The sequence below is a fragment of the Enterobacter sp. KB-221C9 genome, from assembly GCF_041320715.1.
GTDB lineage: Bacteria > Pseudomonadota > Gammaproteobacteria > Enterobacterales > Enterobacteriaceae > Enterobacter > Enterobacter asburiae_D.
This window is the reverse complement of the sequence record NZ_JBGIWG010000013.1, coordinates 55,237-66,871: the sequence shown is the minus strand read 5'-3', so window position 1 is coordinate 66,871 and position 11,635 is coordinate 55,237. Positions and strand designations below refer to the sequence as shown.

Genomic DNA, 11,635 nt, shown 5'->3' with positions numbered 1-11,635 from the left:
ACGTAACGGACGTTACGACCCGACGCTTAACTAAGAGGACACGATGATGAATAAAGACGAAATCGGCGGCAACTGGAAGCAGTTCAAAGGTAAAGCGAAAGAAAAGTGGGGTAAGCTGACTGATGACGATATGACCGTCATTGAAGGTAAACGCGATCAGCTTGTCGGTAAAATTCAGGAACGTTACGGTTACGCGAAAGATCAGGCGGAAAACGAAGTCAAAGACTGGGAAACCCGTAACGACTACCGCTGGTAACGCTGAATAACCCACAGGGCGGCTCTAAGCCGCCTTTTCTTTTACCGTTAACGCGGCTTTTTCTTCACAAGAATTGAGTGGTCGTGCTGACACGCGTCCTGATGACGACAGGCTTCCACTTCCACGCAGGCAGAGCACAGCCCGTGTGCTTCAATCACGTTATGACGCAGGGCAAAACCCATTTTCGCCGCCAGCGTATGCATAATATCTTCCACGCCTTCCGCACCCTCTTCTTTCACCACGCCGCAGCGGTCACAGATAAACATCGCCGATGTGTGGGTGGGCTGATCAAACAGATGGCACAGCACATAGCTGTTGGTGGACTCAACCTTATGCACGAACCCTTGTTCAAGCAGGAAATCCAGGGCGCGATACACCGTCGGTGGCTTCGCCTGCGGCTCGCTTTCACGGAGCAGGTCGAGCAGATCGTAGGCGCTGATAGCACCCTGCTGCAGGCTCATCAGACGTAAGACTTCAAGGCGCTGCGGAGTCAGGCGCACATTGCGTTGGGCGCACAGCTTTTCGGCCTGCGCTAACAGCTCTTTTGTGGACTTATCCATGTAGCACCCCGGATGTTATAGGACGGAAAACCCCCACTTTATCATGTTCTGGTAAAAACACCGAGATCCACCAGTCTGTGCTATACCTGACCCATTACAAACCGGGAAATAAACAATGAAAAGACCTGACTGTATTCGGCACTGGCGCGACGTTGAAGGTGCGGATGATTCGACCTATCCAGATAGCGATGAGCTTTTTTCTATCGGCGCCCCGTTGGCTCGCAGGCTTGGGCTCGGGCGCATTGGTATCCATCATGAGCGTTTACCGCCCGGGCGCAGGACGTCCTATCCGCACGCGGAAAGCGATGAAGAAGAGTTCATTTACGTGCTCGAAGGTTATCCAGAGGCGTGGATTAATGGCTATTTATGGAAACTTGAACCGGGCGACAGCGTGGGGTTTCCTGCCGGAACCGGTATCTGCCACACCTTTATCAACAACACGGAGGAAGAGGTGCGGTTGCTGGTCGTAGGCGAGGCCAACAAGAAGCACAATCGCATCTACTATCCCCTCAATCCGATGTATGCCGCTACCCGTGAGGATCGCTGGGTAGACCACCCACCCCAGTTTTTTGGACCGCATGATGGAAAACCTGGGAAAAAATAATTTCCTCTTCTATAAATATTGAGGGCCGTCACAAAATATAACAGGCCGTAAGGGAGTTTTACTTAGGGATAGAAATAGCGGGTCTTTTACTACTTATTCACAGCAATAGTTCGTTCCTGTTTGGGTGATAACAGACAGGGGTTATTTCATAACAGACTATAACGGGCATACTGTGAAAAAAAATTTTAAATTTTCGGTGGTTAGCATCGCTGTTTCCTTGTTTATGGCAAATCAGGCGGGAGCAGCCAATACCTGGACAGAAGCGCGCAGTGACGCAATGGGTGGAACCGGCGTTGCGGCTGGGAGCTATGGCAGTGCAGTATTGATAAACCCGGCGCTGCTGGCAAAGGCAAAGCCGGATGATGATGTCACGGTTATTCTGCCGTCAATTGGCGCTCAAATTTCGGATAAGGACAATCTGCGCGATAAGATTGATGATATCAGCGACGATGTCAGCAAATATCGCAGCACGCTGGATAATATTAATCTTTTCGATCTCCTCAATCCCGCGAGTCCGGCCTCCCGGAACGTCTCAGCCGCCGCTGGCGATCTTGCTAATCAACTGGATTCTCTCAAAGGAAAAACCGCCAGCGGTAAAGCGGGTGCCGGGATTGCCGTCAGCATTCCTAATGACGTGTTATCCGTAGCATTCGTCGCAAAAGCGAATGCGCGCGCACGCGTGAGTTCTTATATCGATCAGGGTGATATTGAAAAGTTACGCCTGGTTGAAGATGTTCCTGCTGCAGCGCTTCGCATTAATCCGAATGATTTGAAGTCAAAAGGTTTTGGTCGCGCGGCGATCGTGTCGGACTATGGTGTGGCGGTGGCGCGTCAGTTTGATATTAGCGGCGTACCAGTTTCTGTCGGTATCACGCCTAAGCTGCAGAAAACCTGGCTCTATAACTATACGGTCTCCATCTACAACTTCGACAGCGGCGATATCAATAGTAGTCGCTATCGTAATGATGATACCGGCTTTAACGTTGACGCCGGTCTTGCTGCTGACTTTGGTGATAACTGGACCGTTGGTCTAACCGGACAAAATCTCTTTTCCCGGGATATCGACACTAAGAAAGTGGATGGCGTGCGTGATACTTATCAAATCAGTCCTGTAGTGACCGCCGGGGCCGCCTGGCACAACGATCTGGTGACGTTGACCGCCGATGGCGATTTGACGGAAACCAAAGGCTTCAAGAGCGAAGATACGTCGCAGTACGTTGGCGTCGGTGCCGAGGTTACGCCGCTCAGCTGGCTGGCCGTGCGTGCGGGTTATCGCGCGGACGTGAAGGGTAACGACAGCAATGTCTTTACCGGCGGTGTTGGCTTCGCGCCGTTCAGTACCGTTCATGTTGACCTGATGGGTCTGTACGGTGAAGACGAAACCTGGGGCGCAGGGGCCCAGCTGAGTATGACGTTCTAAATACAAAGGGCACCCTTGCTGGTGCCCTTTACACTTATCCGTGTGCTGCTTTAGCCAGCGTATCGTTGATCCATTGATTCACGCTTTTACCTGAAACTTCAGCGGCAATGCTGATCGCTGAATGGACTTCTGGCGAGATGCGCAAACTGATTTTTCCGCTAGCTGGTCGCAGAGGCTCTCGGCCCTGCTCAGCACAATAAGCCAGATAATCATCAACTGCTTCTTCAAACGCTTTACGCAGGGCAGCGACGTTATCAGCATGAAAACCGATAACATCTCTTATGCCAGCAACATGCCCAACGAAGCACAGATCTTCGTCGCTGTAATCTATTTTTGCGGCATAGCCTTTATAAGTCATAGTGTTAATCATGGAGACACCCCTGTTGCGATGAGAAAAGCCATTGCGTCGCGAACCTGATAAACCTTCGCTTCTTTATCCGGATGAGGACGATGAAACGAAGCCACAACTCCATTGATTTCGAATCTTACCCTTGAGCCGTTGCCTTCTGAGGCTTTCGCACCCAATGCGATAAAAAGCGCTTCAATCCTGCGCCATTCGAGAGAGCTGGGCGTTGGCACAGAGAAAATCAACTGCAATGTTTTTTGGTGGCGGGCGTTCAATGTTTTCATAGTTGATAGATTCCATTTTAATTTTCTTCCCCGCCAAAGTTGGAGTAAATGATATCACTTTTTGATATCACATCAAGCCGGATCGTATCCTTTTTGAGCCTGTGCTATAGTAGCGCCCCTTTTCCACCAGATGCTTAAAACTTCGCCATGTCGTCAGAATTACAGACCGCTTTCCCTGCATACCGTTTCTCCATTGCGCCGATGCTCGACTGGACGGACAGACACTGCCGCTATTTCCTGCGCCAGCTCTCCCGCCATACGCTGCTGTACACCGAAATGGTGACCACCGGGGCAATTATTCACGGGAAGGGCGACTATCTGGCCTATAGCGAAGAAGAGCATCCGGTTGCCCTGCAGCTGGGCGGCAGCGATCCGGCCGCGCTGGCGCAGTGCGCGAAGCTGGCAGAAGCGCGCGGCTACGACGAGATCAACCTTAACGTTGGCTGCCCGTCCGACCGCGTGCAAAACGGCATGTTTGGCGCATGTTTGATGGGGAACGCGCAGCTTGTGGCGGACTGCATCAAGGCGATGCGCGATGTGGTCTCCATTCCGGTCACGGTCAAAACCCGTATCGGCATTGACGACCAGGACAGCTACGAATTCCTGTGCGACTTCATCAATACGGTATCCGGGAAAGGCGAGTGCGAGATGTTCATCATCCACGCGCGAAAAGCCTGGCTCTCCGGCCTCAGCCCGAAAGAGAACCGTGAGATCCCGCCGCTGGACTATCCGCGCGTGTATCAGCTGAAGCGTGACTTCCCGCACCTGACGATGTCCATCAACGGCGGCATCAAGTCGCTGGAAGAGGCCAAAGCGCATCTGGCGCATATGGATGGCGTGATGGTCGGGCGCGAGGCGTATCAGAACCCGGGCATTCTGGCGACGGTCGATCGCGAAATTTTTGGCATCGAAGGCGCAGACACCGATCCGGTTGCCGTCGTGCGTGCGATGTACCCTTACATTGAGCGCGAGTTGAGCAATGGCACCTATCTGGGCCATATTACCCGCCATATGCTTGGCCTGTTCCAGGGTATTCCGGGCGCGCGTCAGTGGCGTCGCTACCTGAGCGAGAATGCGCATAAAGCCGGTGCAGATATCGAGGTGCTGGAACATGCGCTGCGACTGGTGGCAGACAAGCGATAACTTTCGCTAAAAGTTCGTCAAATTCACCACGCCCTGCGAACGCTCGCGGGGCGTTTTGCTTTAATAACAACAGGTTAATGCTGGCATGATTCTTGTATTGCTTACTGCATTACTCGGGAACTCGTGGGAGAGCACCATGCTGGAACTACTTTTTGTGATTGGCTTTTTTGTCATGCTGTTAGCGACAGGCGTTTCGCTGCTCGGCATTCTGGCGGCTATCGTGGTGGCGACGGTGGTCATGTTTATCGGTGGACTGTTTGCCCTGACGATAAAACTTTTGCCGTGGCTACTGCTGGCCATTGCGGTCGTGTGGGTGATTCGGGCGATTAAAGCGCCAAAAATGCCCAGTTATCAGCGCAATAACCGCTTCCGTTACTAAGGTATTGAGGGGTTCGTCACATACTTGTAACTTTTCCGGCGGCAGGGCTTAGAACAGAATAGGATTTACTTATCGAATCTGTCACTATGACTGCCGTTAAAGAATTCATCGAGCTGTACCCTACATACAGCCGAACTAAAAAAAGAAAGGGCTTCCCACGGGAAGCCCAATTTCTTTTTAGGGCTCAGGGAATCAACAAACTCGACCCCTGCGTCGCCCGACTCTCCAGCACCTCATGCGCGCGCTGCGCATCGGTCAGCGCGAATTTCTGCGCCTCTGCCACATCCACTTTGATGACGCCGCTGGCGATCAGCGAGAACAGCTCGTTGCTGGCTTCCTCAAGTTCTTCCCGGTTGGTGATGTATCCTTGCAGGGAAGGGCGAGTCACGTACAGAGAACCTTTCTGGTTCAGAATGCCCAGGTTAACGCCGGTTACCGCGCCTGACGCATTCCCGAAGCTTACCATCAGACCGCGACGCTGCAGGCAGTCCAGCGACGCTTCCCAGGTGTCTTTCCCTACCGAGTCATACACCACGCGCACTTTTTTGCCGTTAGTGATCTCTTTCAGCCGTTCAACAATGCTCTCTTCACGGTAGTTAATCACCTGCCAGGCGCCCGCCTGCAGCGCGCGCTGCGCTTTTTGTGCATTTCCTACGGTGCCGATCAGCTTCGCGCCCAGCGCTTTTGCCCACTGACAGGCGATAAGCCCGACGCCACCCGCCGCAGCATGAAACAGGAACTGCTCGTCGGGTTTAATTTCATAGGTTTTGCGCAGCAGGTAGTAAACGGTCAAACCTTTCAGGAACGAGGCCGCCGCCTGCTCAAAGGAGATGGCGTTAGGCAGCAGGGCGGCTTTATCCGCCGGAACGTTGTGGACGGAACTGTAAGCGCCAAGCGCGGACTGCGCATACACCACGCGGTCGCCCTCTTTAATATGCTTAACCGCGCTGCCCACTTTGACGACGACACCGGCTGCCTCGGTGCCCAGGCCGCTTGGCATTGACGGAGGCGGGTAAAGACCGCCGCGAATATAGGTGTCGATGTAGTTTATGCCGATGGCTTTGTTTTCAACCTGCACTTCGTTTTCGCCAGGTGCGGCAGGGGTGAACTCCACCGCTTTCAGTACGTCTGGCCCACCGTGTTTCTGGAATTCAATGCGCGTTGCCATGCTCCCTCCGTAAGAAAAATATGGTAATCTTTCGACCCACTCTTTATCTCGGTAACTCCATTCACTATGGCAGGAAACAAACCCTTCAACAAACAGACTGAACCTCGCGAGCGTGATTTCCAGGTCGCAGGGTTAAAAGTCCCGCCGCACTCGATTGAAGCGGAACAGTCGGTGTTGGGCGGTTTAATGCTGGATAACGAACGCTGGGACGACGTCGCCGAGCGCGTCGTGGCGGAAGATTTCTACACCCGCCCGCACCGCCACATCTTTACCGAAATGGCGCGTCTGCAGGAGTCGGGCAGCCCGATCGACCTGATCACGCTCGCGGAATCGCTGGAGCGTCTTGGTCAACTCGACAGCTGCGGTGGGTTTGCCTATCTGGCGGAGCTGTCAAAAAACACGCCTAGTGCGGCGAACATCAGCGCTTATGCTGATATCGTGCGCGAACGTGCAGTCGTTCGCGAGATGATCTCGGTGGCGAATGAGATCGCCGAAGCCGGTTTTGATCCGCAGGGCCGCACCAGCGAAGACCTGCTCGACCTTGCTGAGTCCCGCGTCTTTAAAATCGCCGAAAGCCGCGCCAATAAAGACGAAGGCCCAAAAAACATCGCCGATGTTCTCGACGCCACCGTTGCCCGTATCGAACAGTTGTTCCAGCAGCCGCACGATGGCGTCACCGGCGTGAACACCGGCTATGACGATTTGAACAAGAAAACCGCCGGCCTGCAGCCGTCGGATTTGATCATCGTCGCCGCGCGTCCGTCGATGGGTAAAACCACATTTGCGATGAACCTCGTCGAAAACGCGGCGATGTTGCAGGATAAGCCGGTGCTGATCTTCAGTCTTGAGATGCCCTCCGAGCAGATTATGATGCGTTCTCTGGCGTCGCTGTCGCGTGTGGATCAGACCCGCATTCGTACCGGCCAGCTCGATGATGAAGACTGGGCGCGCATCTCCGGCACCATGGGCATTCTGCTGGAAAAACGTAACATCTATATTGATGACTCCTCCGGCCTGACGCCGACGGAGGTCCGTTCCCGCGCGCGCCGTATCGCCCGTGAACACGGCGGCATCGGTCTTATCATGATCGACTACCTTCAGCTGATGCGCGTCCCGTCGCTCTCCGACAACCGTACGCTGGAAATTGCAGAGATTTCCCGCTCGCTCAAGGCGTTAGCCAAAGAGCTGCATGTGCCGGTGGTGGCGCTGTCGCAGCTGAACCGCTCCCTGGAACAACGTGCCGACAAGCGTCCGGTCAACTCCGACCTGCGTGAATCCGGCTCCATCGAGCAGGATGCCGACTTAATCATGTTTATCTACCGTGATGAGGTTTATCACGAGAACAGCGACCTGAAAGGGATCGCCGAAATTATTATTGGTAAACAACGTAACGGCCCGATCGGGACGGTGCGTCTGACCTTTAACGGACAGTGGTCGCGTTTCGACAACTATGCCGGTCCTCAATATGATGATGAGTAATTTCTAAGGAATTCAAATGCAAGCGGCAACTGTTGTTATTAACCGCCGCGCTCTGCGACACAACCTGCAACGTCTGCGTGAACTGGCGCCTGCCAGCAAGCTCGTTGCAGTCGTGAAAGCGAACGCTTACGGACACGGTCTTCTGGAGACCGCGCGAACGCTCCCCGATGCCGACGCTTTTGGCGTCGCCCGTCTTGAAGAAGCCCTCCGCCTGCGCGCGGGCGGCATTACTCAACCCATTCTGCTCCTCGAAGGCTTTTTCGAAGCCAGCGATCTGCCGACCATCGCTGACCAGCATCTGCATACGGCGGTACACAACGAAGAACAGCTCGCCGCACTTGAAACCGCCGAGCTGAGCGAGCCGGTGACCGTATGGATGAAGCTCGATACGGGCATGCACCGTCTGGGCGTGCGTCCGGAGAGCGCGGAAGCGTTTTATCAGCGTTTATGCCGGTGTAAAAACGTGCGCCAGCCGGTGAATATTGTTAGCCACTTCGCCCGTGCCGATGAGCCCGAGTGCGGTGCGACCGACCGGCAGCTGGATATCTTTAATACCTTCTGCGAAGGCAAGCCGGGGATGCGCTCGATTGCGGCATCCGGCGGTATTCTGCTGTGGCCGCAGTCGCATTTCGACTGGGCGCGTCCTGGCATCATTCTCTACGGCGTGTCGCCGCTGGAGAACAAACCCTGGGGGCCGGACTTTGGCTTCCAGCCGGTCATGTCGCTGGTCTCTAACCTGATTGCCGTACGTGACCATAAAGCGGGTGAGCCGGTGGGCTACGGCGGCACATGGACCAGCGAGCGTGATACCCGTCTTGGCGTGGTGGCGATGGGCTATGGTGACGGATATCCGCGCGCCGCACCGTCGGGTACGCCGGTTCTGGTCAACGGTCGCGAGGTGAAGGTTGTTGGCCGCGTGGCGATGGACATGATTTGCGTTGATCTGGGGCCTGAAGCCCAGGATAAGCCAGGCGATGATGTGGTGATGTGGGGTGAGGGGCTGCCCGTTGAGCGCATTGCTGAAATCACGAAAGTGAGTGCTTACGAACTTATCACGCGCCTGACGTCAAGGGTAGCGATGAAATACATCGACTAACATTTCATTCCAGGGAAGGATAATGTCCCCTTCAGAAATCGCTGCTTGTCTTGCCTATGCGCTCTCCGTCTGGCTGGCCGCCAGAAACAACATCCATACGTGGTGGATTGGCATCATAGGCTGCGGGCTTTACGCATGGGTCTTTTATTCAGTGCAGCTTTACGCTGACGTTACGCTTCAATTCTTCTTCATTTTCACGAGCATAACCGGTTGGCTGCACTGGCTTAAAGGCAATAGCGGGGACGTATTGCCCGTTCGGCGTACCAGACCGGGGCATTTTTTTATTCTCCTGGCCTGTGCCATGAGCGTGGCGGCGGTGTACGGACTGATATTGCATCTCTACACCAATGCCTGGGCTCCCTGGCTGGACTCCATCATTTTGACATTCAGCGTTCTTGCTCAGTTTATGTTGATGGGGCGACGTCTGGAAAACTGGTACGTCTGGATCGCCGTTAACACGCTGGCGGTACCGCTGTATGCGATGAGGGACCTGCATCTGACCGCCGGGTTATATCTGCTGTTTTGGTTTAATGCATGGCATGGACTGTATCAGTGGCGTAAGGAGATCCGCGCGCAATGAAGCGTTATGCCAGCGGCCTGGTTGTGGGCAAATTCGCACCTTTGCATTCAGGTCATGAAGCGCTTATCAATGCGGCTCTTGAGCAGTGCGAGACGGTCTTTGTCATTAGCTATTCGGTGCCGGAAATACGCGGTTATGAACCTGAAAAACGGCTTCACTGGCTAAAGATGCGCTTCCCGCAATGCCGCCATCTTGTGCTTTCTCCGCAGGTAATGGCGTCGTACGATATTGCTCCGCCCCCACCGAACGACGCTGACGCCGATCTGCATCGTCATTACGTTGCCACGCTATGTGAAGATATTCTGCATTGTCAGCCACGGGCGGTATTTACCGCCGAAGACTACGGTGACGGCTTTGCCGCGGTGTTGAGCCAGCGTTTCAGGCAGCCGGTTACACACATACGTCTTCAGCGTCCACAGGGGCCGGAAGCCCCGTCAGGAACACGCATACGCTCTGATGTTCACCGCTACCGTCAGATGATGTCCCCTGAGGTTTATCGCAGCTTTGTGTTTCGTATCTGCTTATTAGGCGGCGAATCGACGGGCAAAAGCACGCTTTCCCAGGCCCTCTCGCAGACCTTGAACGTTCCGTACGTTGCAGAGTTTGGCCGTGAACACTGGGAGGCGAAGAACGGCATACTGGAGAAGGACGATCTGCTGCATATTGCCCGGGAGCAGGTGCGCAGAGAGGAATTAGCCTGCACCGCTCCTTACCTGGTGTGTGATACCTCGCCTTTAACCACCCTGTTCTATACGCTCGATCGGTTCGGCAGCGCGCCGCAGGAACTCATGGCGTTAGCCGAACGCGACTACGCTCTGGTCGTACTCTGCGGCGATGAATTTCCTTTTGTGCAGGATGGCACCCGGCAAGGCGAGGCGTTTCGCCGTCGACAGCAGGTATGGTATGAAGCTGAGCTAACACAGCGAAAGATCCCCTTTTTGCGCGTGCGGGGTTCTCTGTCTGAGCGCATCGATCAAATTTGCCAACATATCCCGTGGTCGGGCTGATATCGCTCTCGACCTTCTTCCACTTCCGGTTTATTGTTGAAATCCCTGCCTCATCTAATTCCGGAGACTCATCGCGTGTTTCAGAAAGTTGACGCCTATGCCGGCGACCCTATCCTCTCCTTAATGGAGCGTTTCAAAGAAGATCCTCGCAGCGACAAAGTGAACCTGAGCATCGGTTTGTATTACAACGAGGATGGCATTATTCCTCAGTTGAAAGCCGTTGCCGAAGCCGAAGCGCGTCTGAACGCTGCTCCACACGGCGCATCGCTCTATCTGCCGATGGAAGGGTTAAATAGCTACCGCAGCACTATTGCGCCTCTGCTGTTTGGCGCCGATCACGCGGTGCTCGCGCAAAAACGCGTGGCGACCATCCAGACGCTGGGCGGCTCGGGTGCGCTGAAAGTGGGTGCAGACTTCCTGAAAAAATACTTCCCGGATTCAGGCGTGTGGGTCAGTGACCCGACGTGGGAAAACCACGTTGCGATCTTCGAGGGCGCAGGCTTCAAAGTGGCGACCTATCCGTGGTTCGACAGCGAAACCAACGGCGTGCGCGTTGAAGCGCTGCTGGAAAAACTGAACACCCTGCCGGAGCGCAGTATTGTGCTGCTGCATCCGTGCTGCCATAACCCGACCGGTGCGGATCTCACCAATGCCCAGTGGGATGCGGTGATTGAGGTATTGAAGGCGCGTAATCTGATCCCGTTCCTCGACATTGCCTACCAGGGCTTTGGCGCGGGTATGGAAGAAGATGCATACGCCATTCGCGCCGTGGCCAGCGCCGGACTGCCTGTTTTGGTCAGCAACTCCTTCTCTAAAATCTTCTCCCTGTATGGTGAACGCGTTGGCGGTCTGTCCGTGGTGTGTGAAGACGCCGAAGCCGCCGGCCGCGTGCTGGGTCAGCTGAAGGCGACGGTGCGCCGCATCTACTCCAGCCCGCCAAACTTTGGCGCGCAGGTGGTGGCTACGGTTCTGGGTGATGCACAGCTGAAAGCCAACTGGCTTGCCGAAGTGGAATCCATGCGTAAGCGCATACTGTCGATGCGTCAGGAGCTGGTTAACGTCCTGAAAGAGGCCGTGCCGGGACATAACTTCGACTATCTGCTCAAGCAGCGCGGGATGTTCAGCTATACCGGACTGAGTGCGACACAGGTCGATCGCCTGCGCGAAGAGTTCGGCGTCTACCTGATCGCCAGCGGCCGTATGTGCGTGGCGGGTCTGAATGCCAGCAACGTTCATCGCGTGGCGCAGGCGTTTGCAGCTGTGATGTAAGTATTCACTTACTTGCATGCTATATGTAGGCCGGGTAAGGCGCA

Annotated in this window: 14 protein-coding genes; 10 read left to right on the top strand and 4 right to left on the bottom strand. The window is 54.8% G+C overall.

From position 1 onward, the window contains the following. Nucleotides 1-46: 46 nt before the first annotated feature. Entirely contained in the window at nt 47-256 is a 210-nt protein-coding gene (locus tag AB8846_RS18070) for a CsbD family protein (protein WP_024906712.1), read from the top strand. A 47-nt stretch (nt 257-303) separates the two neighbouring features. Here AB8846_RS18070 and zur read toward each other — a convergent pair whose 3' ends face one another. Continuing rightward, a complete protein-coding gene (gene zur / locus AB8846_RS18065; RefSeq protein WP_025757832.1) occupies nt 304-816 on the bottom strand; it encodes a zinc uptake transcriptional repressor Zur in 513 nt (170 codons plus the stop codon). Nucleotides 817-931: 115 nt separating this feature from the next. Between zur and AB8846_RS18060 the strand changes: the two genes are divergently transcribed. Together AB8846_RS18060 and AB8846_RS18055 are read left to right on the top strand one after the other, a co-directional pair. Next, nucleotides 932-1,420: a cupin domain-containing protein gene (locus tag AB8846_RS18060; RefSeq protein WP_370733328.1), complete on the top strand. Its 489-nt coding sequence runs from the start codon at nt 932-934 to the stop codon at nt 1,418-1,420. A 172-nt stretch (nt 1,421-1,592) separates the two neighbouring features. Continuing rightward, nucleotides 1,593-2,840 carry a conjugal transfer protein TraF gene (locus AB8846_RS18055; protein WP_063144992.1) on the top strand — a complete coding sequence of 416 codons (1,248 nt, stop codon included), beginning with the start codon at nt 1,593-1,595 and terminating at the stop codon, nt 2,838-2,840. A gap of 34 nt (nt 2,841-2,874) precedes the next feature. On the opposite strand, the gene AB8846_RS18050 is transcribed toward AB8846_RS18055, so the two are convergent. Both AB8846_RS18050 and AB8846_RS18045 read right to left on the bottom strand, forming a co-directional pair. Then, nucleotides 2,875-3,210 carry a type II toxin-antitoxin system HicB family antitoxin gene (locus AB8846_RS18050; protein WP_023334163.1) on the bottom strand — a complete coding sequence of 112 codons (336 nt, stop codon included), beginning with the start codon at nt 3,208-3,210 and terminating at the stop codon, nt 2,875-2,877. Further along, nucleotides 3,207-3,470 (bottom strand): type II toxin-antitoxin system HicA family toxin, encoded by a 264-nt coding sequence (locus tag AB8846_RS18045; RefSeq protein ID WP_072163882.1) that lies wholly within the window; start codon nt 3,468-3,470, stop codon nt 3,207-3,209. The genes AB8846_RS18050 and AB8846_RS18045 overlap by 4 nt, the downstream gene beginning before the upstream one ends. A gap of 147 nt (nt 3,471-3,617) precedes the next feature. Here AB8846_RS18045 and dusA point away from each other — a divergent pair, with 147 nt between their 5' ends. Both dusA and pspG read left to right on the top strand, forming a co-directional pair. After that, nucleotides 3,618-4,613, top strand: a complete 996-nt coding sequence (dusA, locus tag AB8846_RS18040) for a tRNA dihydrouridine(20/20a) synthase DusA (protein ID WP_370733327.1) — start codon at nt 3,618-3,620, stop codon at nt 4,611-4,613. 136 nt (nt 4,614-4,749) lie between these two features. After that, the gene (gene pspG / locus AB8846_RS18035) at nt 4,750-4,992 is read left to right on the top strand and encodes an envelope stress response protein PspG (protein ID WP_370733350.1); all 243 of its coding nucleotides are present in this window, start codon (nt 4,750-4,752) and stop codon (nt 4,990-4,992) included. A gap of 184 nt (nt 4,993-5,176) precedes the next feature. Here pspG and AB8846_RS18030 read toward each other — a convergent pair whose 3' ends face one another. Then, complete coding sequence (locus AB8846_RS18030; RefSeq protein ID WP_311391366.1) at nt 5,177-6,160, bottom strand: quinone oxidoreductase; 984 nt, start codon at nt 6,158-6,160, stop codon at nt 5,177-5,179. A 66-nt stretch (nt 6,161-6,226) separates the two neighbouring features. Here AB8846_RS18030 and dnaB point away from each other — a divergent pair, with 66 nt between their 5' ends. The 5 genes from dnaB to tyrB all read left to right on the top strand — a co-directional run bounded on the left by dnaB (nt 6,227) and on the right by tyrB (nt 11,591). Next, nucleotides 6,227-7,639, top strand: coding sequence for a replicative DNA helicase (gene dnaB / locus AB8846_RS18025; protein ID WP_023310046.1), 1,413 nt, complete (start codon nt 6,227-6,229; stop codon nt 7,637-7,639). A gap of 16 nt (nt 7,640-7,655) precedes the next feature. Then, on the top strand, nt 7,656-8,735 hold the full coding sequence (alr, locus tag AB8846_RS18020; protein WP_370733326.1) for an alanine racemase: 1,080 nt from the start codon (nt 7,656-7,658) through the stop codon (nt 8,733-8,735). A gap of 22 nt (nt 8,736-8,757) precedes the next feature. Continuing rightward, complete coding sequence (gene pnuC, locus AB8846_RS18015; protein WP_370733325.1) at nt 8,758-9,315, top strand: nicotinamide riboside transporter PnuC; 558 nt, start codon at nt 8,758-8,760, stop codon at nt 9,313-9,315. Next, complete coding sequence (locus tag AB8846_RS18010; protein WP_370733324.1) at nt 9,312-10,322, top strand: AAA family ATPase; 1,011 nt, start codon at nt 9,312-9,314, stop codon at nt 10,320-10,322. Before pnuC ends, AB8846_RS18010 begins: the two co-directional genes overlap by 4 nt. 75 nt (nt 10,323-10,397) lie before the next feature. After that, nucleotides 10,398-11,591 carry an aromatic amino acid transaminase gene (gene tyrB, locus AB8846_RS18005; RefSeq protein ID WP_370733323.1) on the top strand — a complete coding sequence of 398 codons (1,194 nt, stop codon included), beginning with the start codon at nt 10,398-10,400 and terminating at the stop codon, nt 11,589-11,591. Nucleotides 11,592-11,635: the final 44 nt, after the last annotated feature.